Below are 25887 nucleotides of genomic sequence, written 5' to 3' on the forward strand. Positions count from 1 at the left end.
CCGGCCAGGCGGGGCGTGCACCCGTTGCGACAGGCGGGCCACCCCGGCGGCGTGGAGGTGATCAGCCGGCGAGCAGGTCGTTGTGCGCCGCGCGCAGCCGGGCCAGCGTGGGGTCGCTGCCCGGGACGACCCGGCGATCCAGCTCGGCCCAGGCCTGGGCCAGCGCCGCGCGGATCGCACCCAGCTCGGCGGCGTGCCGCTGACCGCTGCGTCGGTGCTGCTCCTCCAGGCGCCGCGCCCAGCCGGCGGTGACCGTGGCGAGCCGGTCGGCGTCGGCGCGGGCCTGTGCGCCGCTGCGGGCGGCTGCGGCGGGGACGATCGCGGCGACCGGGCGGGGATCGCCGTCGCGGGTGACGACGGTGACCGCGTCGGTCAGCTCGGCGAGCGCGACAAGTTGACTGAACCGGGTGCGCGCCTCACGCAGCGGCACGGAACGCGGCGGGTCGGGACGGGGGGTGAGCGCGGGGACGGCCATGGATGCATGGTGCCGCACGGGTATGACAACTATTCGCGGTCGCCAGTGGACGGTGCGTGCGCGGCGGGCCACTCGTCAGCCAACACCGACCAGACCTCCAGGTCGATGCGGCCGTGCGGGCCCGGGCTGACCTGGCGGAGGGTGCCGTCGAGGCGCAGGCCGAGTCGCCGGGCCAGGGCCCTGCTGCGCACGTTGTCGGCGGTGGTACGCCACTCGACCCGTTGGATGCCGCGCTCGCGGACCGCCCAGTCGACGATTCGGCGGATCGCCGGGGCGACCATTCCCCTGCCCTGTGCGGCCGGCTCCACCCAGCAACCCACCTCGCAGACGCCCCGGGTCACGTCGAACGAGACGAACATGACGCCGCCGACGAGCGTGCCGCGCCACCACAGCCCCCAGATGCCGCCGGTGTCGCTGGCCCACCGGTCGGCGTAGCGCTGCAACACCGCGCGGGCCGACGGCAGGTCGGTGGCGACGAACGACGGCGACACCCAGGGCTGGATGTGCTCCCGCGCCCGATCCAGGTTGGCGAGGAACTCCTCGGCCCGCCACGGGTTCAGCGGGCGCAACTCGACGTCCTCGGTCAGCGGCAGGGCGAACACCGGGCCTCCAGTGAGATATGGAGAAGCAGCCTCGCACAGGCCCGTCGGGTGCGCGCGCCGGGCACAGCTCAGCTCGGCAGATGGGTACGCAGCGCCGCGAACTGCGCCACGGTCAGGTACGACGGGTTGGCCGCCTGCGGTTGGCGGAACACCTCCAGGGCGGCGAGCCGCTCGTCGGCGCGTAGCCGCAGCCGGGGCACCCGGTCCTGCTCGGCGAGGATGGGCAGGTCCAGGGGCACCGACCAGGCCTGGCCCGGCGGCCCCGGCTCGGCTCGCCCGGTGACCCGACCGATCCCCCACACGCCGTAGGGCAGTCGGCCGCGACTGCCGCTGGCCCAGAAGACGATCGCCTGTCCGGCGCGCATCAACCGCGCCCGGTAGCCGGGGCGTACGCACCAGTTGGTCACCCGCGGATCCCGGGCGAAGCGGGAGGTCAGGTCGACCAGGTCGGCGTTGCCCTTGATCAGCCAGGCCCCGAGGTCGTCGAGGCGCACGCGCGGCTCGGTCATCGCCTCATCCTGCCCCGCCGACGGCCGCGCCAATCAGATGATCGTGTGGGTCCAGTAGCTGAGCCAGAGCGCGAACAGCACGCCCTGCACCACGGCGAGCGTCGCGGTCAGCCACACGTCGACGCCGGCGTGCCGGGCCCACCGGGCCAGCACCAGGGCCACCGGGAACGCGGCGAGCAGGTACCGCAGCAGGCTCCGGTAGACCGCCGGGCCCATCGACAGCGGCACCAGCACCATGAGGACGCCGTACACCAGGTAGGCCAGGTCCCGGCGGCGGAACCCGGCGACAAGCACGGCCAGCACGGCCCCGGCGAAGAGGGCCCGGGCGGCGTCGTGCGGCTCCCCGGTCAGCCCGTTCAGCAGCACCGGCACCGGGTTCTGCACCTCGATGCCCCAGCCGATGCGCTGGGCGTGCTGGTAGGCGAACCAGTCCCCGCCGCGCCACCGGCAGAACGCCATGAAGGTGAACCACCCGGCGGGCAGCAGCAGCAACGGCCAGCCGATCCGCAGGTAGCCGAGCAGGGCGCGCGGGCCGAGCCGCCAGTCGTGCTGGCGCAGCAGGATCAGGGCCAGCGGCAGTGCGACGAGCAGGCCGACGGAGCGGCTCATCGCCAGGAAGTAGCCGAGCACACCGACCAGCACCCACTGCCCCCGCTCGGCGTGGTAGAACGCGGCCAACGCGAGACAGACGAAGAGCGACTCGGTGAGCGCGGCCTGGAACAGGAACGCGGTCGGCAACAGCACGAGGTACCGGGTGAACCGGCGGGCGGCGGGCGCGTCGCCGAGCAGCAGCTCGGCCAGCCGGTAGCCGTACCAGAGCGCCAGCAGGAACGCGACGTTGCTGATCAACAGCAGGGCCAGCGCGTTGTCGCCGCCGAGCAGCGCACCGACCGGCCGGGCCAGAAACGGGTAGAGCAGCGGAAAGCCGAAGTCGTTCCAGGGCTGGTTCAGGGGCAGCTCGCTCAGCCGCAGGTAGAGCAGCCCGTCCCAGGCGAACCAGAAGGAGATCCACCGCTGCCCGGTGATCTCGCGCTGCTGCGCCCACATCATCGCCTCGTCCGGCGGCGGCGCACCCGGCACGCCGTCCCAGGCGTGCAGGACCAGCAGCCCGAGCAGGGTCAGCAGCAGCTTCGCGCCGAGGAACAGGCCGATGACGTACGGCCAGGGTTCCGGCACCCGACGGGCCGCGCGCGCCGTGGCGTCGCCGACCACGGCCAACCGGACGGCAAGGTTCGCCGTGCCGCTGCGCCACCTGTGCATCCGCCCCCGCTCCCCCATCCGCCGGTCCATCTCCGCCGCACCGGAGTGTGGTCCAACCGGTTGTCCGCCGCCAGACGCCACTCCGGAGCGGAATCGATCGTTGACCAGGAGTGACATTCGACGCAGAGCGGGTAGGCGGGGCGTTTCCCACGACGGTGGGGAGCGGGGACATCGGCAGCGGGAGCGAGCAGCACGGCACGGTGGTCATCGGTGCGGGGCCGGCGGGGCTCACGGCGGCGTACGAGCTGCTCCGGCACGGCCGGACGGTCCGGGTCTTCGAGGCCGACGAGGTGGTCGGCGGGATCAGCCGGACCGTGGAACGCGACGGGTGGCGGTTCGACATCGGCGGGCACCGGTTCTTCACCAAGGTGCCTCGGGTGGAGGCGTTCTGGCACGAGATCCTGCCCGACGAGGACTTCCTGACCCGGCCCCGGATGAGCCGGATCTTCTACCGGGGTGCGCTGTTCAACTACCCGCTCAGCGCGATGAACGCGCTGCGCAACCTGGGGCTGACCGAGGCGGTCCACTGCCTCGGCTCGTACGCCCGCGCCCGCCTCCGGCCACCCCGGGACCAGTCGCACTTCGAGGGCTGGGTGTCGGCCCGGTTCGGCTGGCGACTGTATTCGATCTTCTTCAAGACGTACACGGAGAAGGTCTGGGGAATGCCGGCCGACCGGTTGCAGGCCGACTGGGCCGCGCAGCGGATCAAGAACCTGTCGCTGGCCACGGCGATCCGCAACGCGCTGCTGCCGAGCCGCCGACGCACGGACGTGACAAGTTTGATCGAGGAGTTCCAGTACCCGAAGTACGGGCCGGGGATGATGTGGGAGCGCTGCGCCGAGCAGGTGTGCCACCGGGGTGGGCAGGTGTCGACGGGCACCTGGGTCACCGCGGTGCACCGCGACCCGGCGCGACGGCGGGCGACCAGCGTGACGGTCAACGGCGCGGGCGGACAGCGTACCGAACCGGCCGACCACGTGATCTCGTCGATGCCGATCTCGGAGCTGGTGTCCGTCCTGCGTCCGGCGGCGCCGCCGGAGGTGCTGGCCTGCGCCGCCGACCTGCGCTACCGCGACTTCCTGACGGTCGCGCTGGTGGTGCCGGCGGAGTTCTCGTTCCCGGACAACTGGATCTACGTGCACGACCCGGGGGTGCGGGTGGGTCGGATCCAGAACTTCGGCTCCTGGTCGCCGTACCTGGTCAAGGACGGCCGCACCTGCCTGGGCCTGGAGTACTTCGTGTTCGAGGACGACGAGATGTGGCGTACCCCGGATGCCGACCTCGTGGCCCTGGGCACCGCGGAGCTGGAGGGGTTGGGGTTGGCCCGGCCCGGCGTGGTGGAGGCCGGCTACGTCGTGCGGATGCCGAAGGCCTACCCGGTGTACGACGAGAGTTACCAGCACAACGTGGACGTGATCCGGGCGTGGCTGGCCGAGGCGGTGCCGAACGTGCACCCGGTGGGGCGCAACGGCATGCACCGCTACAACAACCAGGACCACTCGATGCTGACCGCGATGCTCACCGTCGAGAACATCGCCACCGGCAGTACGCATGACGTCTGGACGGTCAACGTCGAGCAGGACTACCACGAGCAGTCCTCCGGCGGCGACCGGCGCGGCACGGGCCGGGACGCGCCGGTGCTGCCCAGCCGGATCGTCACCGCCCCGATCGTCACGCCCGTCGGGGTCCGCTCCGGGGGCGACGGCGACCGGGCCGAGCAGGTGCCGCTGGCCTGACGGTGTCGGCGGGGCGTGGTTTGATCAGACCCTCGATCCGAGGGGGGCACGGTGGGGCGCAGAGCGATCATCTTCCACGGGACCGGCGGCAACCCGGACGTCTGCTGGTATCGCTGGCTGGCCGGGCGGTTGGCGGCCCGGGGCTACACCGTCGAGGTGCCGCACCTCCCCGACCTCAACGTCGAGCCGATCGCCACGTTCCTGCCGAAGGTGCTGGGCGCGCACCGCTTCGACGAGGACACGGTCCTGGTCGGCCATTCCGGCGGCGCGGCGTTCCTCCTGGCGCTCCTGGAGCACGTCGAGGTGACAGTTGCCCAGGCGATCCTGGTCGCCGGCTACTGCACCCCGCCCAACACCAGTGCGGAGCCGGTCCTGCAGCAGAGCTACGACTGGGCCGCGATCCGGTCGCACGTGCGCGACATCTCCTTCATCAACTCGCGCCAGGATCCGTACGGCTGCGACGACCGCCAGGGACGTGCCATGTTCGAACGCCTCGGCGGCACCCAGATCGTCCGCGACGACGGGCACTTCGGCGACTACGACCAGCCGTACGACCAGTTCGACCTGCTCGACCGACTCATCGCCTGACGCGCCCCCCGCCGGTTCGTTGGCGTGCCGCCTCGTACAGGACGACGGATCCGGCGGTGGCGGCGTTCAGGGAGCTGGCCATGCCCACCATGGGGATCCGGATCAGGTGGTCGCAGGCGTCGCGCCACGCCGAGCTGAGCCCGGACGTCTCGTTTCCGATCACCAGCAGGGTCGGCTGGGTGAAGTCGTACTCGGTCGCCTCGACCGCCCCGCTCTCGTCGGTGCCCACCACCCGCACCTCGACGCCGTCGGCTCGGATGGCGGCGACCCAGTCGAGGACCGGCCGGTGTCCGGGCACGCGCACGACGGGCACCGAGAACAGCGAACCCGTGCTGGCGCGTACGGCTTTGGGGTCGTAGACGTCGGCGGCATGGCCGGTGATGACGACGCCGCTCGCGCCGAAGGCGTCCGCCGACCGGATCAGCGTCCCGATGTTGCCGGGGCTGGTCGGCCGGTCGAAGACGACCGGGAGCAGGTCGGGGCCGGTCGGGATGCGACCGAGGTCGTCGTCGGGCAACGCCACCACGGCAAGCAGCTCCGGGGCGCCCTCCACCTTGCCGCCCAGCTCGACCATCAACTCGCCGGCGACGGCGACCCTGGTCGCGCCGGCCGCGTCGAGGGTCTCCTGCGCCCAGGTCGACAGGTGGGCGTCCGCGTTATACAGAAGTTGGCGGACCTGCCACCCGAGGTGGATCGCCAGCTTGATGGGTCGGACGCCCTGAACGAAGAACTCGCCGCTGCGCTGGCGCTTGGTGCGATTGCCCAGCAGCGCCTCCCACTGTTGGAACCGTGCATTGCGAGTCGTCACCCGTAGGACTGCCACCAACCCCGCCTCCATCGCGTCTGCCCGTTCGCTGTTCGGCACGCCGTGCGGCCAGCCACGACGCACCAGAACCCGCCGAGCTTACGTGGCTGGGCACCGCACCCGGCGCGCGCTCCGCGACGAGTCGCCCCGGTGACGGTCCTCCCCGGCTCCCCCGGCGGAGGCACGGCGTTCCCCTTCGGCGGGGAGGAGGAGCCGGCCGGCGCCAGCGATGATCGGTCCATGATCCGCTGGACAGAACGGCCCGTGCGCACCACCGCCGGCTGGCGGAGGTGGGTTCCCGCGGGCACCGCCGCGTGGGTCACGGCGTACGCGGTCGTCCACGCCTGGTGGGCCGTCCGGGGCGCGCCGCGGTTCGCCGAGCCGGGTGAGTCGTTCTTTCCCGGAGGGTGGCTTCCCGTGGTGCCCGCGGTGCTGTCGACGACGGCGATCCTGCTGATCAGGTCGGGTGCCGAACGAGACTGGAGCCGCCGGGTCCGATGGGCGCTGGCCGCCCTCGGCTGGGTGTCCGGCGTGGCCCTGGTCCTGTACTCGTTCATGTTCCCGCTGAGCCTCCTGATGATCCTCGGCGGCCTGTTCGGGATGGATCTGGACGCGCTGGACTGGGTGACCCTGCTGGCGAGGGGCAGTGGCGCCCTCGGCGGTGCCGTGACCATCGCCGTCGCCGTCGGGGAGCAGCGGCGGGCCCGCGGCGGCTGCCGGAGCTGCGGTCGCGTCCACGGTCGCCGGCCCGAGGGGCGGGCCGCTCCTGCGCCATCGTGGGCGTTCTTCGCCGCATACCTGACTGTCGCCGCCTGTCTGGCACGCTTCGTCGCCGAGATCGTGCACGGCTTCGTGTCGAGCAAGGCACCGGAGATCCCCTGGGCCTTCATGATCACCTTCATTGTCCTGCTGCTCCTCGCGGGCACGCTGCTGCCGCTGGCGTTGGTGCACCGCTGGGGTCGGATCTGGCCCGGATGGGTGCTGCCGCTCGCCGGCCGTCAGGTCCCGCGCTGGCTGGTGGCCGGCCCCGGTTTCTTCCTCGGCGCCGGCCTCACCACCTACTTCGGCATCGGCGGCATGACCGCCTGGGCCACCGGCAACAACGTGGACGGGGCGAGGTGGTTCCTGGCCATCGTGCTGCCGGCCTACACCCTGTGGGGCCTGGGCCTGTTGGTGGCCACCAGTTCGTACGTCAGCCAGACCACACCCGAGTGCGCACCTCGCTCCCAGCCGTAGACGGGTCCGCTTCGCGGCTGACCGTCAGCGCGACAGGTGCGTGCAGTACGCCACCGTGGCGTCGTCCGGGGACTGCGCGTCGGGGCCCCCGTCGGCCTCGACCTGCCGGACGCGGCGGACGACCTCGGACGGGCCGTGGGTGGCGAGCACGTCCCGCACGCCGGGCCAGTCGGTCAGACCGTACGGACTGACGATGCGGCTGGCGCCGTTGCTGAGCAGCGCGACGCCGTTCAGGTCGGCAAGGGACCGGCTGCCGGTCACCGCCTCCCGCGCCGCGCGCGGGTCATCCTTGGCGATCCAGTAACCGCCCGGTCGGTTCCGGCGGGCACGCAGCGCGGTGACGCAGGAGGCGCGCACGCGGTCGTACTCCGGCGTTCCCCGGGCAATGCCGCTCAGGGGGGCCGCGCAGTCGCGCCGAGCGAGCGCCTCGCGCTCGTCGGTGATCACCTGCGGGGCACCGTGGGCCTGGTCGAGGACGAGGAAGGAGTCCGCGAGGAGCAGATAGTCCAGGCGGCCCCGGTGGGCGCGGGCCAGCAGGACGGTGGCCTGCGGGCTGCTGGGGTCGGCGAGGTCGCAGGTGTCGCGGTGCTCGGCGGCGATCTCGTCGATGACGGTGGCGAGGATGTCACCGAGGTCCCGCCCGTCGTCGGGCGACAGGTGGCCGAGCAGCGCACCGCCGAGGCGGTGGGTGTACCAGGCGACCCCGTGGTGGCAGAGCGACTCGGCTCCGGGGATGCCCGCGCCGTCGAGCAGGACGACAGCGCCGGGCACCGCACCGACGAAGTCCTCGTTCGGCCGGTCGGCCCTACCCGCGCTCGTCGCCAGACTGACGTGCACTCCCCACCTCCTGACGTGCGAGCGTCGATACTCCCTCGCCGCCGCCGATATCGGTTGACGTCTACACGTAGTCTGCTGTCGATGACGGGTCGTGAAGTTGTCGACACTGCGGGAGGTCCGTGCGGTGGGCAGATGGTTCAACCGAAGCCGTAAACGCGACGACGAGCCACCGCCCAAAGCGACGTCGTCCGGGCCGGTCATCGAGATCACCGTCACCCAGGGCGGCCGCTCGACCACCGAGACGGTCGGTGGTCCGGTCGCCTTCGGGCTGCAATACCACGCCTACCACGAGCAGTACGGCGCGACCGACACCCGCACGCTGGAGGCGGGGTCCCGTTACGCGCAGGAGTTGATGCGCGGCAACGACGTCGCCGAAGCCGTGGCCGTCTATCAGGAGATCGTCGGGTTGCGCAGCTCGGCGTTGGGGCCGGAGCATCCGGACACCCTGCGCAGCAAGCACAGCCTGGCCTTCGCGCTCTGGCAGCGCGGCTCCCACGCCGAGGCGGAGCGGGTGCAACGAGACGTCTACGCGGCCCGGCGCCGGGTGCTGGGCGACGAGGACGCCGAGACGCTGCGCAGCGGCAACAACCTCGGCTGGTTGCTGATCGAGCTGGGTCGCCTCGACGAGGCCGAGCCGCTGCTGCGGCGGGTCGCCGACGGCATGGCCCGGACGCTGGGCAGGGACGACGCGGACACCCTGACCTGCCAGCTGAAGCTTGCCGGGATCCAGCACCTGCAGGGCCGCAGCCAGCAGGCCGAGCAGGCCCTACGGGACGTGGTCAAGCGGATGACCAGGACGTTGGGGCCCATCAGCCCGGTGTCGCTCCAGGCCCGCAGCAACCTGCTCGTCGTCCTGCTCGACAACGGCCGGGCGGCCGAGGCGGTCGACGCCGCCCGGACGCTGGCGGACGACGCCGGGCGCGCCCTGAGCAACACCGACGGTGTACGCCTGCACGCCCAGCACTCCCTGGCCAGGGCGCTGGACGGAGTGGGCCGGCGGGCCGAGGCGATCCGGTTGCTGGCCGACACGCTGCCGGACAGCGAACGGGGCCGGGGCGCCGACCATCCCGCGACCCTGGAGATGCGGACGCTGTTCGCCCTGCTGCTGGTCGAGCAGGGTGACCCGCGGGCGGGTCGGGAGGCGCGGGCCGCGCTTGCCGCATGTGAACGCGTACACGGCCCGACTCATCCCCACACGGAGAAGGCCCGGGCGCTGGTCCGGCTCACCCGCTGACGCCGACGGGCGGTGGCCCGGTGCGCGGCGTTCAGCCGCCGGTGTGGATGTGCGCCGCCCACAGCGTCGGCGCCAGCGGGTAGCGGTCCCGCAGCCCTCGCACGGCCGAGTGCAGCGCGTACGCCGCCGCCCCGGTCGGGTCGGCGTGCTGGTAGAAGGCGGTGGTCAGGGCGAGGGAGACCGCGTCGTCGATCTCCCACAGGGTGCCGATGACGTGCCGGAACCCGGCGAGTTGGAAGGCGCCGGTGATGTGCAGCGACTCGTCGACAAGGGTCGGCGGGGCCTGGGCGGTCGCGCAGGCCGACAGGAAGGCGAACTCCGCGTCCAGGTCGAGCTGGGACACGTCGGTCACGGTGAGCGGGTTGTCCTGGTGGTCGTGGACGAGGAGCCGGCCCTGCGCCGGGTCGTGCGGATCGGCCACCGCGTGGCACGCGAAGTGCGCGTACGCCGAGTCGGTCAGCCGGTCCAGGATCTGCTGCCGGGTGGCTGTCGCGTCCAGCCCGAGCCACGCTCGGGGCAGCGCCCGCGCCGCCGACGCGGCCTCGCGTTCGGCGCTGGGCAGCGCTCCCGGGCCGCCGGGGGTGGCGCGCATCGCCACGACGCAGGACCGGGCGTCGGGCCGGGCTCTGCGCGGCCCGGTGCGTTTGCGGGCGAGCGCGGTCACGGTCGGGGTGTAGGAGGAGACCACCCGGTCGAGGGCGGACCGGCCGGCGCCGGCCTGGGCGGCGTGCAGGGGGAAGAACGCCAGCGGGCCGACCGGGCACCACCAGACACGCGGCAGCTCGCCGGCCGCCCCGGGCGCGTCCACGTGCTCCAGGACCGGCCCGACGAGGGCATGCCACAACCATTCCAGTACGCCGGTGAGCACCGACTGGGCGCGCAGCCGGCTCCGCGCGTCCGCCGCCGGATCGTAGGCCGTGGTGGTGGCCTCCTGGAGCAGGCGCAGCTGCGTCATGGCCTCGGTCAGCGTCAGATCCGGCAGCGGCAGCACCGTCACGCGGTGCTGCCGCAGGATGAGCGCGTCGCAGCGCAACTCGCTCACGATCGGCACGATCACGGTGCCGTCGACCTGGTCGAGCAACTGCCGGGCGCTGGGCGGGCGCAGGAAGTCGCCCAGGCCGGGCAGCTCCCGGATCGTCGCCAGCAGCACGTTCCACTCGGTTTCCCGGTCCCGGCCGAAGGTGGTGGGCCGCGGCGTTTCGGGGGCGGGTGCTTCGAAGTCCCGGCGCATCCGCTGGAAGTCGCCCGCCAGACGCCCGTCGGCGCGTTGCAGCGCCGCCCACTCGCCGTCCGCCGTCAACCGCTGGTGCAGCAGCAGGCCCCGGCCACGCTCCAGCAGCTCCAGGGCCCGCTCCGGCTGCCCGGCGCCGATGGCGCAGGAGGCGGCCGTCGCCGCCAACCCGGCCGTCGAGCCGAGGTCGGCGTACTGGTCGCGTCGGGTGCGCCCCCGGGAGGCCAGCCGGGGCAGCAGCGTGATGGCCTCGTCGAAGGCCTCCGTCGCCTCCTTCCACCGGCCCAGCGCGGTCAGCGTGTAGGCCGCCTTGTCGAAGGCCTGGATCCGGACCGGCACGGCGCCGGAGTCGACGCGGCCGGCGGCGCGCGCCCGCTCGGCGGCCTCGGTGAGCAGTGCCTTCTCACCGGTACGCAGATAGGTCGCCCGCAACGCCTGGGCGATGGACAACCCGGTCTCGGCGCGGTGCGGATCACGCGCGGGCAGAGCGTCCAGCGCCCGCCGCAGCAGGACGAGCGACTCCTCCAGGTAGGCGGGTTCCCCGGTGGCGTCGTAGAGCAACCGGAGGCTGTAACCCAACTGGTCTGAGTACAACGCATGGTTGGGCTCCCCGCGCACGGAGAGGGCGAGCGCCCGGCGCAGCAGGCCGATCGCCGTCTCCAGGGCGGAGAGGTCGCCGGTCAGTTGGTGCGTCTTCATGCCGACGGTGGAGAGGCTGGCGAGCGCCGTCCGATGGTGCGGATGCCGCTCACCGACGGTGTTCAGCGCGGCGGCGAACTCCTCCCAGGCCTGGCCGAGCAGCTCGGCGCGGCCGGTGCGGTCGACCAGGGTGAGCAGCGTCTGCCCGGCCAGGAACCGTGCGTCGATGCTCTGCGGGCTGTGGTCGCGCAGCATCGCGACGGCCCGTTCGACATCTGCCGTGTGGGTGGTCCCGGCCGCCCGGGCCAGCAGGCACCGGGCTCGCAGCATGACGATCTGGTCCTGATTGGGCCCGGTGGTATCCACCGAGGACACCAGCTCCAACGCCTCGTCGACGTAGTCCTCCACACCGGTGAGCTGGTGGGCGCGCAACAGCGCCTCCGCGTGGATGCCCCGCAACACGGGCAGCTGCTCCTCGCTGATCCACCGCTCGGCCATCTTGGCGATGGCCGTGAGCCGGTAGAGCGTGTCGACCGAGCCGTCGAAGTCGTGCCGGACCCGATAGACCTGGCAGGTCTTCAGCCCCAGCACCGCGCTGTTGCCGAGGTCGGCCGAGGCGTCCTCCGCGAACCGTAGATACCGCTCGGCGATGTCCAGGAGCTGCGGCTCACTCTCGATCCGGGCTCTGGCCAGCAGCACGTCGGTGTACGTGGCAAGCGCGCGCACACCGTGCGGCGTACCCAACTCCTCGGCCAGAAAGGAGTCGGCCATCGTGCGGATCGCGGCCTCCAGCACGACGGTGGCCTCGATCAGGTCCTGCCGCGCCTGGCCCGCGTGGTACCGGTCGAGCAGCGCGGCCCCCAGCTCGACCTGGGCCTCGGCCCACCGCCGGTCGCCGCGCGGCTGCCTGGCCGCGGCACGACGCCACTGGTCGACGGCGTCTCTCGAAAAGCGACCCACCGGCGCACCTCCCCGTCGCGGTTGCCCCCAGCCTGCCAGCCGCGCGCCACATCGACAGGAGATAATCAGCCGATGAGTCAATCGGCGCCGGACAGGCGACTCGACGGCGACCGGGCGGCCCGGCTGGCCCGGATCTGCGCGGACATCGCGCAGGTGGGCGACCTGCTCGGGCCGGAACCAGCCCAGGCCCTGGCGCGGCTGCGGGACGGGCCGGTGTCCGACCCGGGCGTGGACGCGGTGCTCGCGGAGGTGACCGAGTTGATGCGCCTCGGCGGGCTGGTCGGTGGCGACACGGCCGTCCGGGGCCACCACTACCTGCCGCTGGCCGGCGTCCACGGCCGCCGCCCGGAGGTCGTCCAGGTGTGCCCCGGTGACCTGTGCGACCGGGTGGAGATCCCCCGGCCGTACGCTGGCCCGCCGCCGCGCTGCGCCGTGTGGGACTGCCCGCTGCCGACGTTTCGGATGGACCGGTGAACGCGGTCATCGCCTCGCTCGGCGGAAAGCTGGCGGAGCGGTGGCTCGCCGGCCTGGCGCTGCCCGGTGTGGTGTTCGTGGCGGTGGCCGCCGTGGCGGTGCGACTCGGCCACGCCCACTGGTGGGACCTGTGGCTGCTGGCGCGGGAGATCGACCGGCTCGCCCTCGGGTCACCGGCCCCGGGCACCGGCTCCGCGCTGCTGATCGTCCTCGGTGTCGTGCTGGCCAGCGTCGTCGCCGCGACGGCCGCTCAGAGCCTGGAACGCCTGGTCGTGGCCCTGTGGACCCAGGGCTGGGGCCGGGCCGGCGAGGCGGTGACCCGCCGGCGGCGGCGCCGGTGGCACGCCGCCGTGGCCCGCTACGAGGCCGCCCTGCGGGACAAGGCACGCCGGTTGCGGTCCGCCGACGGCGCCACCGGGCCGCTGCCGGACACCCAGGCGCTCGCCCGCGCCTGCGACCGGATCGCGTTGACCGAGCCGGACCGGCCGACCTGGATCGGTGACCGCATGCTCGCCACGGCGGTACGGGTGCGGGCCTGCTACGACCTGGACCTGGCCGCCGCCTGGCCCCGGCTGTGGTTGCTGCTGCCCGAGGAGACCCGGGACCCGCTCGCCCTCGCCCAGGCCGACTTCACCGCGGCCGCCCGACGGGTGGGCTGGGGGCTGCTGTACCTGGCGCTCGGCCTGCTGTGGTGGCCCGCGGCGGTCATCGGCCTCGGTCTGGGCGTGGCGGGTTGGCGACAGGGCCGCGGCACGGTGTCGGTGCTGGCCGACCTGGTGGAGGCGGTTGTCGATCTGCACGTCCGCGCCCTCGGCGCCGCGCTGGGGCATCCCACCGACGGCACCTTCGGCACGGCCGACGGACAGGCGGTGACGGTCCTGCTGCGCAAGGACCGGTGATCCCGGAGCCGGGAGTGCTCCCGATCAGGCTGGCGTCGTCGGGTCGCCGAGGGCGACTGTGCAGCGTTCCGACCCACCGTCCCGGTCGTACGCCAGCGTCAGCGTGCGCGCCTCGTCCGGAGGGCCGGGTTCGAAGACCACCGTCTCCACGAACAGGCCCCCGCGCCCTTCGCCGCTGCCGCCGCCGGCCCGGTACTGCGTTCCCGCGTCGTCCCACCCGCGCCACCGCCCCAGTCGGGCGTGCATGCCGTCCAGCGAACCCGGATCACGGGCGTCGGTGCCGGCGTACGCCAGCCGCACCACGACCATCGTCGACCAGCGTTCCAGGCTGATCAGCGTGGCGGGCACCGCGTCAAGCGTCAGCGTGCGACCGGCCAGCGAGATCACCTCCCGCAACCGGGCAGGCTCGACAACCGGCTGCTGCCACCGCGCGCGGTCACGACCGTGCTGTAACACCAACTGTTGCCGGGCCTCGACCGACAGCGGCGCCCAGTGATCGGGCGTCAGGCGACCCTCGGTCGACATGCGCTTCTCGGTCGCCATGTGCCTCACGACGCGGGTGAACCGGCCACGTCGCTCCAACTCCCGATCCAGGTCGGCGAGGATGCGTTCCATCTCCTCCTGAGCCAGGGCACCGGCCGCCACCAGTCCCACCGCCACGCCGCGGATCTCCGAACGGTCCACCGTCCGCCCGTGCGGCGGCTGACCAGCTCCGGCCGGCAGTCGATCGACAATGTACTTCTCCAGGTACGCCCGTCCCTCCATCCGCCCATCATTCACTGACGCCCCGGCCGACGCGGACGGGCTCGGCCGGCCCGACGGGCTCCGGGGCCGACCAGTCCTTCCGGTCGGGCAGCAGCAGCGGGGTGGCGAGCAGGAGTACGCCGGAGACGGCGATCGCGGCAAGCGGGCTGGTGCGGGTGGCGAGCACACCCCAGATCACCATCAGGACAGCCTGCAGGAGTCTGCTGCTGGCAGTCCAGGTGCTGAGCACCCGGGCGGTGTGCGACACCGGAGTCCGTTGCAGTCGTTCGGTCGCGTAGATCGGGTTGAAGATGCCCATACAGGTGATCAGCAGGCTCTCGACGACGACCACGGTGACCAGCCCGGGGATGCCGGGCTGGACGAACGCGAGACCGAGGGGGAACACCGAGCGCAGCCACCCGGAGACGATCATGACGCGGCGTCGGCCGTGGCGGCGCACGAGACGCGCGGACAGGCGGGCACCCAGGAACCCGCCGAGCGCCGGGATGCCGAACGCGAGACCGTACTGCCAGGCCGGCGTGTGGTACTCGCCGAGCAGGAGAACGGCCAACAGCGGGGCGGTGGCCATGATGAGGCCGCCGACCAGCACCGAGTTGAGAAACAGACCCCGCAGGACGCGGTCGCCGAGGATGAGTCGCCAGCCGTGCGGCAGGTCGGCCGGGCGCAGCCGGGTGACCCGGTCACGGGGCGCCGCGACGTCGCCGCCCCGGATGCGCAGGACCGCGAGCGCGGACAGCAAATAGCTGAGCGCGTCGGCCAGGACCGTGACGACCGGGCCGAGCAACCCGACAAGCGCACCGCCCAGCGGCGGGCCCGCCGCGATCGCCGTCCAGGTCGTGCCCTCGAACCTCCCGTTCGCCACCAGGAGATGCTCACCACGGACCAGATATTTCAGGTACGCGCCAGACGCCGCGGTGAACGCGATGCTCGCCGTCCCGCAGACCACCGAGACAACCAACAGTTGGCCGTACGACAGCACGCCGAGAAGGTACGCGACCGGGACACTGGCCATCGCCGCGAACCGGACCAGGTCCATCGTGATCATCACGGGGCGCTTGGCCCGGTGCTCGACCCACGGCCCGAGCGAGACGGCGACGATCGCCGCGACGGCGAGCCCCGCCGCCTCCAGCAGCGACACGGCGAATGCCGACGCGTCCAGCACTCGCACCGCGAGCAGCGGAAACGCGCCGAAGGCGAGCCACGTGCCGTACGCGCTGACCCCGTACGCCGACCACAGCCAGCCGAAGTCGGGCCCCAATCGCACGCGCATGCGGCTCCCTCCTGACAAGCGTGTTCGGATCCGGGCATCCCACCGCTTCGACCGCCGTGGGAGCAAACAACCGACTCCCGGGCGAGCCACAACCGCCGGTTGTGCGTGCGCATAATGGGTGCGTGGATACCGAGGCGGTGCGATCGTTCGTCCGGGCGTCGGAGCTCGGGCAGCTGCAACAGGCTGCCGACGAGCTCGGCGTGACCCAACAGGCCGTGTCGAAGCGGATCGCCGCCCTCGAACGTGAGCTCGACGTCCGGCTGTTCACCCGTACCGCCCGAGGAGTCGAGCTGACACTCGACGGCCAGGCGTTCCTCCCGCACGCCCGAGACGTCGTCGCCGGGGTCGACCGTGCCGTCGCCGCGATCAGGCCGGGCTCGCGGGCCCTGCGGATCGACGTGCTCGGCCTGCGATCCGCGCAGGCCGTCGTCCTGCACGACTACTGGCGGTCACATCCGGAGACCAACCTCGACGTGGTGACCCTGCGGGTCGCCGACCCGCGCGAGGCGGCCGCCGCCGTCCAGGCCGGCGACATCGACGCCTCGTTCCGCTCGGTCACCGACCCCGCCGCCCTACCGCGCGACGTGCGGATGGTCCCCGCGTTCGACTCCCCGCTGGAACTCCTCGTCGGCCCGAGGCACCCGCTCGCCTCCGCCCGATCACTGACACCGCAGCGGCTGCGCGGGCATCGGATCTGGGTGCCGGGCATCGCGCCGCGCAGCGAATGGGCGGACTTCTACGACCAGCTCGCAACCCACTTCGACCTGCGCATCGACGCGGCGGGCCCGCACTTCGGCGACGAGGTGCTCCTCGACATCCTCGCGGACTCCGCCGACGTGGCAACCCTGGTGGGCTCGCGCGACAGGTACCTCTGGCCGGCGAACCACGACCTACGCCGCATCCCGATCGTGAATCCGACGCTCGCGTACCCGCTGTCGCTTCTCCTCCCCCGGGCGAACCCGCACCCCGGCCTGCGGGCGGTCATCGACCACGTCGCAAGCCTGGCTGCGCTCCCCGCGACGACCTGGCGCCCCTCCTGGGCACCGACCACCTGACGGCGCGGGTGCCCGGCACCCCGGCTCCTCGGTGTGATCGACTTGCCAGGTGACCGAGCCCCGCACCATGCCATCGACGGACGTTGCGCTACGCCTGTCGCGGGAGTGGAACGTCTGGCTGTGTACGTTGCGGCGCGACGGCTCCCCGCACCTGACGCCGGTCTGGTTCGTCTACGCCGACGAGACCTGGTGGATCGGCTGCGGCTGGGACGTCAGCACGGGAAGCGACCGGGTGCTTCTGGAGATCCCCGTCCGGCGGTGGCTGCTCGCCGGCACCGCGCAGTAGCTATCTCGGTTGCGCGGTCAACTCTCGGTCGGTGACGATCGGGCCGTGTCCGTCCCCACCCGGCAGATCCGCGCACGCCACTCGGCCGACACCATCACCGTGTACCAGGCGTACCCTCCGCAGATCGCGCTGCCAGCGGTGGCGGCCGGACGTCTCGTGGCCCCCTTCAAGCGGGACCGGATGACGTGGATCAAGCCGTCATTCCTGTGGATGATGTACCGCTGCGGCTGGGCCACCAAGCCAGGGCAGGAACGCGTGTTGTCGATCGACATCACGCGGGAAGGGTTCGAGTGGGCGCTGGCACGAGCCTGCCTCAGCCACTACGACCGAGACCTGCACGGTGACAGGGCGACCTGGAGCCGGCAACTGAAGGCCAGCCCGGTACGGGTGCAGTGGGATCTGGAACGGTCACTGCACCTGAAGGCGCTGCCGTACCGGTCGCTACAGGTTGGGTTGTCCGACGAGGCTGTCGACCGGTACGTCGACGAGTGGACGGTTGCCGTCACGGACATCACCCCCACCGTTCACCGCGTCAGAGACCTGCTGCGCGGTGGCGACGAAGCGGCTGCCGCAGGTCTGCACATCGACCCGCACGCCACCGCCATAGACGTGCCCGAGCGACAGTAAGGACCGCGCTGGCCCTCCGGCCGGATCAGCCGGGCGGGCGGGCGGTCACGGGGCGGCCGTTCGACGGCCCCCGTGCGAGGCGACCAGGGCGTCGGCCACGATCGCGGCGTCCGCCTCGGCGATGTCGGCGGGATACTCCGGCAGGAGGTCGTCCCAGACGACAAGCCAGGATCCGAAGAGCTGCGCCTGGCCCTCGGGCCGCGCGAAGAACCAGACGTGCAGGTGGGCGGCGCCGTCTCCGACGCGGTAGACGTGCGCCCGCGAGATGTGCGGCAGGGCCTGCACGTGGCGGACGATCCGCGTGCTCAGCAGGCCCAGCTCCGCGGCGAGATCGTCGGGGAGGTCGGCCATGTCGTAGTGGTCGCGCGGGTACAGCATCAGGGCCAGCGGCACGCCCACGCCCGTGATACGGGCCAGCCGCCAGTGATCGTTGAACCAGATTCCCTCGTCACGCTCCTGGCAGTTGCGGCACTCCGCCGGATCCTCGCCGTGTCGGGCGGGGTCGGGCACCACCGGGGGGCGCAGCGGCGCGGCGCGTAGCCCGTCCTGGTCGAATGGGCTGATGTCCCATCCGGTCATGCCCGCCGCCAGCGGAAGCCGCCGTTCGCCGTCCGCGACGGAGATCGCGTGGTCATAGAACTGGTCTGGACTCAGGGCCATGGCGGGAAGAGTAGTGCAACCAAGATCGAATCGCTATCCGTCACCGTCACGACCGTTTCGCGGTTTGGGTCATTCCTTCCTGCCGCAGTTCCAGGACGTCGGCCGGTAGGAACCGGATCGCCAGGTCGAGTCCTGGGTGGAGGTAGCGACCGTCCGGCTCCGCGCGCAGCACCACCGGTTGCTGCCCAGCCGCGGAGAAGGTCAGGTGACCGTCGGAGACCGCGACGTCGATCGGATAGTCGTCGCGCAGGACGTAGCGGCCCGACACGTCACCCGGCGGTGCGGTGGTGACACCTGTGGCGTACCGACGGTCCGCGGCGGCGCGGATGCTGACCAGCGTCTCCCAGCCGTCCTCGGAGTTGGTCATCGCCGCGACCGCGATGCCGCTGTCCGGCCACACGTACGAGAAGCAGGTGTAGCCGACGTTCAACCCGGTGTGTCCGAATCGCCGGCACCCGGCGCGGTCCTCGACCTCGGTGCCGAGCCCGTAGGCGCCGCCCGGGATCTGCGGCTTGCACATCTCGGTGGCCAGGTCGCGGTCGAGCAGCCGCGAGTCTCCCGAGACCGCTCGGGCGATCTCGAGGTCGAGCCGGAGCAGGTCGGTCGGTGTGCTCCACAGTCCCGCCGCCGCCAGCTCCGGTTGCGTACGCCACCCGCCGGGGACCGCGGTGCCGCCGCCGTGGTGGCCCCGCGCCACCAGATCCGGCCGCTGGTGCGGAAACCGCTGGTCGAAGCTACTGTCGGCCATCGCCACCGGGTCCAGCACCAGCGTGCGCATCAGGTCCTCGAACGCCGTGCCTGTCACATCCACCAGCAACTGCTGAAGCACGCAGTAGTGGCTGCCCGAGTAACGGAAACGGCTCCCCGGCAACAGGGTCGACCGGACCGGTGCGGTGATCGTCGGGCCGCTGCCGTCCAGGACCTGCAACAGCGAAGGGGCGCGATCCGCGGCATAGCCCCGGTACCAGGTGTCGGACAGGCCCGCCGTGTGCGCCAGCAGCTGCCGTACGGTGACCGCGGGTTGCCGGCCCGCGCGGTCGAACAGTCGCCAGGAGGTGAGGTACGCGCGGATGTCGGTGTCCAGAGCCAGCACACCGTCCTGGACCAGTCGCAGTGCGCCGAACGCGGCGACGTGCTTACTTATCGAACAGGCCGCGAACGCGGTGCCGGCGGTCACCGGGGTCGATGTCGCGCCACCGGTGACGCCGTACCCCGCAGCCCACACCTGCCCGTCCAGGTGCCCGACGGCGATGCTGACCCCCGGCACCTGGTAGCTGCTCATCAGATCGGTCAACGCCGCCGTGTCCGGCGACAGCAGCCCGGAGGACACCTGCCGGTCGAGGTGGCCCAGCAACGGGGCCCAGCCGTACGAGAAGTCCACGTCGTCCACCGCGCCGATTCTTGACCAGTTACACGGATGGTTCAAGAGACTCGAACAAGCGGCACGCCCGTCGAGGCGACCGGTGGCGGGCGGGCAATCGACACGTCCGCCACCGTCCATAGCCCAGACCATCCGAGATGCTACGTCTAGAGGTCTTGTCGGACTCTCGCAATGTTCAGGTCCAGCAACGGGCCGAAGAACCTGGTGAAGTCTGCCAGGGAGTCCGATCGGAAGATCTCCCTGGCGCCGTCCAGGAGCGCCACCGCGCCGGAAGGAAGGTCGAACAGGTATCCGACTGTCGCCTCTTCCCTGATGAGGATGAAGACCTGTGGCACTTGCGCCACGACAACGGTTGGGATCTCGGGCATCGACGGTTCGGTCATCGCCGCAGTTCCTCTCGTTCTCGCCGACGGGTAATCACGAACACCCCTCGCTGAGGCACGTCCCGTCACCGCTCATGCCGCGCACCGGCGCACCGGAACATCGCTGACGGCACGTCAACCATCACGGATCGTGGACGTGTCGGGAACGTCGATCAAGGGGGAGGGTTGCGGGGAGATTTATCGGTCGGCGGGAGAATCGCAAGACGCGAACAAGACGATGCGGGGCACGTCGCGACGTCAGGACGAGGAGCTGACCAGTCGCTCGATGTGCTCGAAGATGTCCGCGTCTGTCTCTCGCTGCCACACCGGCATGTCGGGCCAGTCGGCGACATAAGAAGCCTTGGGGTTTGGAAAGTGCCTGAAAATCTGCGCGATCCAGCACAGGGCGACGAAACGGCTCTTCTGCTCGCGGGTCAGGTTCGCGGTTGCTCCCCGAGCCAACTCGATGAAGTGGCGGACCTGCTCGAAGCAGGCCGCAGCGCTCTCCCGTTCCCACTCGGGCATATCCTCCCAGGGCGCGGTGTAGCCCGGCTTCGGCTCGCCGGGGTAGTGCCTGTGGACTCCAGCAACCCACGCCTCGCGGAAGACTCGTCCCGCTTCCTCAACCTGCACCTGGTCCCCCTGGTCGATCAGTTAGATGCCCTTGTCAAGACACTGATCTGTCTGTCGAGGTTCTGAACATGACTGTCACGAAGAAACGGCCGCAGGTGGTGCTGAAGCCGACTCAGCTTGGCCGCGACCACACCCGAGCGGCTTTGCCGGGCAACATCAAGAACGGCGCCACCGTATAGCACAACCTGATGCACGTCGCCCCGCTGGATCCCGACCAGCGCGAGATCCGCTAGAACGGTTCCACGCCGCCGTACGGAGAGCTCTTGCGACAGCGCGGCGGACAGAATCGGTTCAGCCAGGTCCGGGTGCCCCAGTTCGGCGTAGCAGGCTCCGCTCTCCTCGGCGAGCCGCGACCCGTCGAAGCGCAACCATCCACCGTTGTGGACCCGCCCAGGTAGGGCCTCGACTTCCTCGGCCTGGCCGAGCGCCCGTCGACAGTCACCAAGGTTTCCCAGGCCCGCGAACGCCTGCGCCCGCACGGCATGTGCCCACTGACGGGTCGACAACCCGCTGTCACCGTTGACCGCCAAGCCAGCCGCAGCCTCAAGCATCGGCATGGCCTGCCGGAAGTCGCGCTCGTAGACGCTGATGAAAGCGTGACGAATCATCGCGCACGCCCAGAGGTCGTAGGCACCCGCCTCCCTAGCAGCCGCCCCGGCCAAGGTGTAGCAGTGGGCCGCCTCGTCGTACGCGCTTGCGTCGAAGGCGATCTCACCGGCCAACTGAAGCAAATCGGCAGCGATCTCGCAGAGCCGTCGGCGTACGGCAGTCGTCTGAGGGCGACGTAGGTTGGCCGTGAGCGTGCTGAGCTGACTGTTCACCAGCGGTGCCACTGCCGTCTTGGAGCCGGCTGCGCCGAAGACCGTCCACAGGTGGGCGTTCAGCCCTTCAAACTCGCGCAGAGTGGCTGAAGAAAGACGCTTGGATCCGTCCCTGGAAGATTCGATGCGCGCCCAATCGAGCTGGCCGCCAGGAACGGGCGCGGCGAGGAGCGTTCCCGTCAGGCTAAGCAGGCGTAGCAACTCACGGCGGTTCATATCGCCAGTGTCCGTGATCTCCGCGCCTGCCGGCGACCCGGCATCGCGGTTTTCATCGGCCACGGCGGCCACACCTGGGGGCATCCCGCCCCCGAAGTTGTCAGCGTGACGTTCTCTACGGTTGATGTAGAAGCCCAGGTCAGCATCGTGAGCTGCGTTCAATACCGCCCGGAAGGCCTCCCGGGTCGCGGTTTGCGGCCATCGATACTGCCCACGTTCAAGCTTTCCCACGTGGTTGCCGTCCAGGCAGGTTCGTATGCCGTAGGTAACCCACAGGTAGTTGTTGACCGCCTCGGCAACCTCCTGCCGAGACATCCGCCGCCCCGAACCACTCGGTGACAGGAGTCGGCGTCGGGCGTCGCTGAGCAACGTGTTGGGGTCAACCGGATCAACCGACCGCGGCATGATGATCCCCTCACCGCCCACCGAGCCTCGCCGACGTGCACGCCAACAGTAAGAGAAGCTACCTGCGCGCCCTACCCGCACCCGACGGATACGCGGTGGTCCGGAATGCCGGAATGCCACGTCAGAATGCCAGTACGAGGGGCTGACCACAAGACGCGTCGATGGTGCGGCGCGGGCTCGACCAATGAGTGACCGACGCCGGCCGGCGTACGTCATGACCTAACCGGTGGGCCGGGTGCCGGAAAGGACCGTGGGGCGGTGCCGCTCGGCACCGCCCCACGCTCAGCTACCCGTTACTCCCAGGCACTCTGCTGGGTGTAGACGAGGTTGCCGGGGATGACCGTTCCGTTGGTGCTGCTGTACTCGGTGTACGCCCAGAAGTCGCCAGCGGGCAGCGGCTTGTTCGGCTTGAGGTTGAACTGCTGCGACGAGCCGCGCTCCACCGTGTGGGGAAGCGTCAGCGTGGCACCCGTGTACTTCGCGTTGCGGCCGATGATGGCGTGACCGAACTGGAAGTCGACGACCGGGCCACCGGGGTACTGTGCGAACACGTACGCGGTGTAGCGCCCCGGCTCGGGCAGGAACTTGTACGCCTGCTCCGTGCTGGTCCAGTACCTGTCACTGCTGTAGACCAGGGTGTCGCCCCGGTACAGGTAGAGGTCCAGGTTGGTGTTCGGGTCGTCGGCGTTGGTCTCGACCATGATGCCGGCGGTGTTCGCCGGCACGGTGAAGTCGAACTTCTTCACGCCAGCGGCCTTCGGGTCGAACACGCCGCCGTAGACGCCCGCCGGGATCGAGTACGACTCGCGCTGCATCGGCGCGTAACCGGTGCTGCGACCGGCGAGCGGTCCGCTGAAGCCGGGCTGGACGAAGCCGAACGCACCGCTGGTCATCCGGCCGAACTCCTCCCCGTCGTCACCGTACGGTCGGGGCATGATGCCCCACGGACGGGCGGTGACCGGGATCCGGGCACTGTGGGCCTTGCCGCGCCAGCCGATCGACCCGGTCACGTACCGGTCCCAGGGCGCGCTGCCGCGACGCAGCGTGATGGTCACGGTCGCGGACTTGCCGGGCGCCACCGTCACCGATGCCGGCGACACGGTGACCTTCATGCCCTTCAGGCCGGACACCGACGAACGGTAGGTCTCCCGCTCCTTGCCCACGTTGGTCAGGGTGCGGGTGAGTGTCACCGGGCGGGTCCCGTCGTACTCGCGCAGCGAGATGCCCGGCAGGTTGAGCTCCTTGCCGTCCGGCACGGCCGTCTCGCTGAAGGCGACCAGGTCGGCCACGGTCGGCTCGATGACCAGCCCGGGATCGGTGGCCCCGGCCAGGTTGATGAAACCGCTGCCCTGGTCCAGGGGGCTGCTGGTGCCGACCGTGTCGGTGGCGGTGGTGCGCAGCGCCGAGGCGACCCGGCCCGGGGACCAGGTCGGATGCGTGGCACGCAGAACGGCGGCCGCGCCGGCTACGTACGGTGAGGCCATCGAGGTGCCGGAGTACGCGTCGTACGCCCGCCCGAAGTTGCCCGCCGGTGAGACCGCGGCGATGATGTCCGAACCCGGCGCGACCAGGTCCGGCTTGACGACGCCGACGGCCACGCTGTCCGGGCCGGTGGAGGAGAAGTCCGCGACGCTGGGCACGCCCGGGACGCTGGAGCCGTCACCGCCGGTGCGCAGGGACACCGTCGCGTCGGTGGGGTGGCGCATCAGGTAGTTGAACAGCGTGCCGGCCTGCTTCTCGGTCGGCAGGTAGACGACCGGGAAGTTGAAGATGGAGTTGATCCGGTAGTTGCCGACCGGGTCGAAGACCACCATCGCCGCTCCGCCCTTGGCCTTGATCTCGGCTGCGGAACCGAACATGTCGGACAGCGCGCAGGCGACGACCTTGCCCTTGATCTTGGCGGGGTCGAGGCTGCCCGGTTCGCAGTAGACCGCACCCAGATCCGGCGTACCGGCCTGCTCGCCGAAGACCATCGACCGCGAGGCGCCGCCGGGCAGTGCGTCCAGCGAACCACCCACGAGCTTCGTGCCGTCGCCCAGCTTGACGGTGGCCTCGTCGAGGTTCGTCACCGCCGCGCCGACCGTGGTCACCCAGGGTGCCGCGTTACTGATCGCCCCGCTCACGATGCCGGTGTTGCCGGCCGACGCCGCCACGAAGACTCCCGCCAACGTGGCGTTGAGGAAGGCGGTGCCGATGGGGGTGTTGGCCTCCCAGTCACCCAGCTCGCTGCCGATCGAGAAGTTCAGGACCTGCACGCCGTCGGCGACGGCGGCGTCGATGCCGGCGATGATGTCGGCGTCGTAGCCCATGCCGCCCCAGAGCACCTTGTAGACGGCGATCTGGGCGTCCGGCGCCACCCCGGAGACGGGGCCGAAGCGCCGACCGTCGATCGTGACGTTCGGAATCGGCAGACCGGCGGCCGTGGAGGCGGTGTGCGTGCCGTGCCCGGACATGTCACGGGGGGACAGCACCTCGCCGTCGGGCACCGAGCCGCCGTCCGCGAGCCACGTGTCGGCGAAGTACCGGGCTCCGACGATCTTGCCGTTGCAGTGCTCGGCCACGAAGGCCACACCGGTCTGGCAGGTGCCGTGCCAGGTCGAGGGGGCCGTCATCTTCTTGGCGAACGACTCGCTCTCCGGCCAGATGCCGGTGTCCAGGACACCGATCACCATGCCCGCGCCCGTACCGGGGCCAGGCTTGGCCGGTTTGCCGGCGGGACCTCCCGCCGGGGCGCGCTCCGGCGCGGCCGGAGCGGTGGCGGCCGGGGCACCGGCGCTCGGGGCGGTCGGCGACGGCGCGGTGGGCGGCGGCGTCGGGGTGCCGAGGGCCCGCGCGGCGGTCACCGCGCGGACCCGCTTGTCCGCCCGCAGGGTGGTCGCCTGCCGTGCGGTCAGCTTCGCCGAGAACCCGTTGAAGGCGGCGGTGTACGCCGCCTTGACCGTGACGCCAGCGGCGTCCGCGACGGCCTTGCGCTGCGCGTCGAGGTGTCCGCGGTACGCCCGCGAGGGCGACGACGTCGCGTCCAGCCGGCTGCCGGCCTCCGGACGGGTCCGCGCCAGCCCGGCCACACCGCCGGTGTACGCGGTCAGCGGGTCCTCGGCCAGCTCGACGACGTACATGCCCGAACCGGTCTCGTCCACCGCGGCCCGTTGGCTGGCCGCGTTCCGGCCGCCGGGTCGGCGATCAGCCCCGTCGGTCAGGGTGACCTTCTTGTCGTGCCCAGCGGTGAAGTAGCTGGTGCCGCTGCCCGCTGGGGCCGCCGATGCCGGTCCCGCAACGCCTGTGGTGCCGGTGATCAGCGCGACGACCAGCGACGGTATCGCCAGTCTCCGCAGCCTGCTTCCGCTCGTGCCTGTAGCCACGAGGCTCCTTTCAATGGCTCCCTTGTGGAGCTGTTCCTCGATCGCGACCCGCTCATGGGAGCGCTCCCCCACCTAAGCCGCCGACGGTTAATCGACGGTTTGCACGGTGTTACGGATCGCCGGTGCGTATAAGATCACGATCTGTCGGCCGCGCCTAGATCAAGTTTTCCCGATGCCCCCGGAGCAGGGCGAACACCTGGGCAAAGCCTCGCGGGCACTCCCCCACCGCCAGCAGGACGACCGAAAGAACCCCGAGGGGTACGCGGCAAACAGCCCTGCCTGTGCAAGCGTCGACACCATGATCGAAAGTGGTGAGCCCGTCGGCCGCGCCGGCAGAGGGATCTTCGTGGCAGAGACGATCGCCTGAGCGAACATCAGGGCACATCGCCGGACGGCTCCTGACTGCCTTTGCTCTGCACCCCGATACGCGCCAGTGACGGACCGTGGCCGTCGCATCCGCGGGTGCAGAGCAAAGACATCCCAGGTGCTTAGGTGTCAAGCAGTGGCGGTGTTGGGGTGATGTGTCCAGGCGGTGGTCTCGTTGTAGGTGGTGCCGGTC

General features: G+C 71.2%; 24 protein-coding genes. 9 read left to right on the plus strand and 15 right to left on the minus strand.

The window, feature by feature from the left end; all coding sequences use genetic code 11:
• Nucleotides 1-61 precede the first annotated feature (61 nt).
• The 4 genes from AB0B14_RS24645 to AB0B14_RS24660 form a co-directional block, all read right to left on the minus strand.
• Entirely contained in the window at nucleotides 62-475 is a 414-nt protein-coding gene (locus AB0B14_RS24645) for a type II toxin-antitoxin system Phd/YefM family antitoxin (protein WP_357063442.1), read from the minus strand.
• 29 nt (nucleotides 476-504) lie between these two features.
• The gene (locus tag AB0B14_RS24650; protein ID WP_357063444.1) at nucleotides 505-1077 is read right to left on the minus strand and encodes a GNAT family protein; all 573 of its coding nucleotides are present in this window, start codon (nucleotides 1075-1077) and stop codon (nucleotides 505-507) included.
• 68 nt (nucleotides 1078-1145) lie between these two features.
• A complete protein-coding gene (locus AB0B14_RS24655; RefSeq protein WP_357063446.1) occupies nucleotides 1146-1586 on the minus strand; it encodes a hypothetical protein in 441 nt (146 codons plus the stop codon).
• A gap of 33 nt (nucleotides 1587-1619) precedes the next feature.
• Nucleotides 1620-2876 (minus strand): hypothetical protein, encoded by a 1257-nt coding sequence (locus tag AB0B14_RS24660; RefSeq protein WP_357524403.1) that lies wholly within the window; start codon nucleotides 2874-2876, stop codon nucleotides 1620-1622.
• Between the two features lie 125 nt (nucleotides 2877-3001).
• Here AB0B14_RS24660 and AB0B14_RS24665 point away from each other — a divergent pair, with 125 nt between their 5' ends.
• Nucleotides 3002-4582 carry an NAD(P)/FAD-dependent oxidoreductase gene (locus tag AB0B14_RS24665; RefSeq protein WP_357524444.1) on the plus strand — a complete coding sequence of 527 codons (1581 nt, stop codon included), beginning with the start codon at nucleotides 3002-3004 and terminating at the stop codon, nucleotides 4580-4582.
• A gap of 51 nt (nucleotides 4583-4633) precedes the next feature.
• On the plus strand, nucleotides 4634-5170 hold the full coding sequence (locus tag AB0B14_RS24670) for an alpha/beta hydrolase (RefSeq protein ID WP_357524405.1): 537 nt from the start codon (nucleotides 4634-4636) through the stop codon (nucleotides 5168-5170).
• Here AB0B14_RS24670 and AB0B14_RS24675 read toward each other — a convergent pair.
• Nucleotides 5160-5996 carry an RNA methyltransferase gene (locus tag AB0B14_RS24675; RefSeq protein WP_357524446.1) on the minus strand — a complete coding sequence of 279 codons (837 nt, stop codon included), beginning with the start codon at nucleotides 5994-5996 and terminating at the stop codon, nucleotides 5160-5162. The two genes, AB0B14_RS24670 and AB0B14_RS24675, sit on opposite strands and share 11 nt — an antisense overlap.
• Before the next feature lie 219 nt (nucleotides 5997-6215).
• On the opposite strand from AB0B14_RS24675, the gene AB0B14_RS24680 reads away from it, so the two are divergent.
• Nucleotides 6216-7211 (plus strand): hypothetical protein, encoded by a 996-nt coding sequence (locus AB0B14_RS24680; RefSeq protein WP_357524407.1) that lies wholly within the window; start codon nucleotides 6216-6218, stop codon nucleotides 7209-7211.
• A gap of 24 nt (nucleotides 7212-7235) precedes the next feature.
• On the opposite strand, the gene AB0B14_RS24685 is transcribed toward AB0B14_RS24680, so the two are convergent.
• The gene (locus AB0B14_RS24685) at nucleotides 7236-8048 is read right to left on the minus strand and encodes a hypothetical protein (protein ID WP_357524409.1); all 813 of its coding nucleotides are present in this window, start codon (nucleotides 8046-8048) and stop codon (nucleotides 7236-7238) included.
• A gap of 91 nt (nucleotides 8049-8139) precedes the next feature.
• Here AB0B14_RS24685 and AB0B14_RS24690 point away from each other — a divergent pair, with 91 nt between their 5' ends.
• Nucleotides 8140-9282, plus strand: a complete 1143-nt coding sequence (locus AB0B14_RS24690) for a tetratricopeptide repeat protein (protein WP_357524411.1) — start codon at nucleotides 8140-8142, stop codon at nucleotides 9280-9282.
• Nucleotides 9283-9313: 31 nt separating this feature from the next.
• Here the strand turns inward: AB0B14_RS24690 and AB0B14_RS24695 are convergent, their stop codons facing one another.
• Complete coding sequence (locus AB0B14_RS24695; protein ID WP_357524413.1) at nucleotides 9314-12112, minus strand: CHAT domain-containing protein; 2799 nt, start codon at nucleotides 12110-12112, stop codon at nucleotides 9314-9316.
• A gap of 72 nt (nucleotides 12113-12184) precedes the next feature.
• Here AB0B14_RS24695 and AB0B14_RS24700 point away from each other — a divergent pair, with 72 nt between their 5' ends.
• Both AB0B14_RS24700 and AB0B14_RS24705 read left to right on the plus strand, forming a co-directional pair.
• Nucleotides 12185-12586 (plus strand): hypothetical protein, encoded by a 402-nt coding sequence (locus tag AB0B14_RS24700; RefSeq protein WP_357524415.1) that lies wholly within the window; start codon nucleotides 12185-12187, stop codon nucleotides 12584-12586.
• On the plus strand, nucleotides 12583-13485 hold the full coding sequence (locus AB0B14_RS24705; protein ID WP_357524417.1) for a hypothetical protein: 903 nt from the start codon (nucleotides 12583-12585) through the stop codon (nucleotides 13483-13485). The genes AB0B14_RS24700 and AB0B14_RS24705 overlap by 4 nt, the downstream gene beginning before the upstream one ends.
• A 24-nt stretch (nucleotides 13486-13509) precedes the next feature.
• On the opposite strand, the gene AB0B14_RS24710 is transcribed toward AB0B14_RS24705, so the two are convergent.
• Entirely contained in the window at nucleotides 13510-14250 is a 741-nt protein-coding gene (locus AB0B14_RS24710; protein WP_357524419.1) for a hypothetical protein, read from the minus strand.
• Nucleotides 14251-14257: 7 nt separating this feature from the next.
• Entirely contained in the window at nucleotides 14258-15520 is a 1263-nt protein-coding gene (locus tag AB0B14_RS24715; RefSeq protein ID WP_357524421.1) for an MFS transporter, read from the minus strand.
• A gap of 122 nt (nucleotides 15521-15642) precedes the next feature.
• On the opposite strand from AB0B14_RS24715, the gene AB0B14_RS24720 reads away from it, so the two are divergent.
• Genes AB0B14_RS24720 through AB0B14_RS24730 form a run of 3 tightly spaced genes read left to right on the plus strand, consistent with a single transcriptional unit; the run spans nucleotide 15643 to nucleotide 17488 of the window.
• A complete protein-coding gene (locus AB0B14_RS24720; RefSeq protein WP_357524423.1) occupies nucleotides 15643-16575 on the plus strand; it encodes a LysR family transcriptional regulator in 933 nt (310 codons plus the stop codon).
• Nucleotides 16576-16624: 49 nt separating this feature from the next.
• Complete coding sequence (locus tag AB0B14_RS24725; protein WP_357524425.1) at nucleotides 16625-16861, plus strand: pyridoxamine 5'-phosphate oxidase family protein; 237 nt, start codon at nucleotides 16625-16627, stop codon at nucleotides 16859-16861.
• A gap of 45 nt (nucleotides 16862-16906) precedes the next feature.
• The gene (locus AB0B14_RS24730) at nucleotides 16907-17488 is read left to right on the plus strand and encodes a DUF4291 domain-containing protein (protein ID WP_357524427.1); all 582 of its coding nucleotides are present in this window, start codon (nucleotides 16907-16909) and stop codon (nucleotides 17486-17488) included.
• Between the two features lie 45 nt (nucleotides 17489-17533).
• Here the strand turns inward: AB0B14_RS24730 and AB0B14_RS24735 are convergent, their stop codons facing one another.
• The 6 genes from AB0B14_RS24735 to AB0B14_RS24760 form a co-directional block, all read right to left on the minus strand.
• Entirely contained in the window at nucleotides 17534-18148 is a 615-nt protein-coding gene (locus AB0B14_RS24735) for a hypothetical protein (RefSeq protein ID WP_357063483.1), read from the minus strand.
• A gap of 46 nt (nucleotides 18149-18194) precedes the next feature.
• Nucleotides 18195-19538: a serine hydrolase domain-containing protein gene (locus AB0B14_RS24740; protein WP_357524429.1), complete on the minus strand. Its 1344-nt coding sequence runs from the start codon at nucleotides 19536-19538 to the stop codon at nucleotides 18195-18197.
• 137 nt (nucleotides 19539-19675) lie between these two features.
• The gene (locus AB0B14_RS24745) at nucleotides 19676-19912 is read right to left on the minus strand and encodes a hypothetical protein (protein WP_357524431.1); all 237 of its coding nucleotides are present in this window, start codon (nucleotides 19910-19912) and stop codon (nucleotides 19676-19678) included.
• A 237-nt stretch (nucleotides 19913-20149) separates the two neighbouring features.
• A complete protein-coding gene (locus AB0B14_RS24750) occupies nucleotides 20150-20524 on the minus strand; it encodes a hypothetical protein (protein WP_357063492.1) in 375 nt (124 codons plus the stop codon).
• 17 nt (nucleotides 20525-20541) lie between these two features.
• Complete coding sequence (locus tag AB0B14_RS24755; RefSeq protein WP_357063495.1) at nucleotides 20542-21876, minus strand: transcriptional regulator; 1335 nt, start codon at nucleotides 21874-21876, stop codon at nucleotides 20542-20544.
• 383 nt (nucleotides 21877-22259) lie between these two features.
• A complete protein-coding gene (locus AB0B14_RS24760; RefSeq protein ID WP_357524433.1) occupies nucleotides 22260-25328 on the minus strand; it encodes a S8 family serine peptidase in 3069 nt (1022 codons plus the stop codon).
• Between the last annotated feature and the right edge of the window lie 559 nt (nucleotides 25329-25887).

The sequence above is a fragment of the Micromonospora sp. NPDC049171 genome, from assembly GCF_040648275.1.
In the GTDB taxonomy this organism is placed as follows: Bacteria; Actinomycetota; Actinomycetes; order Mycobacteriales; family Micromonosporaceae; genus Micromonospora.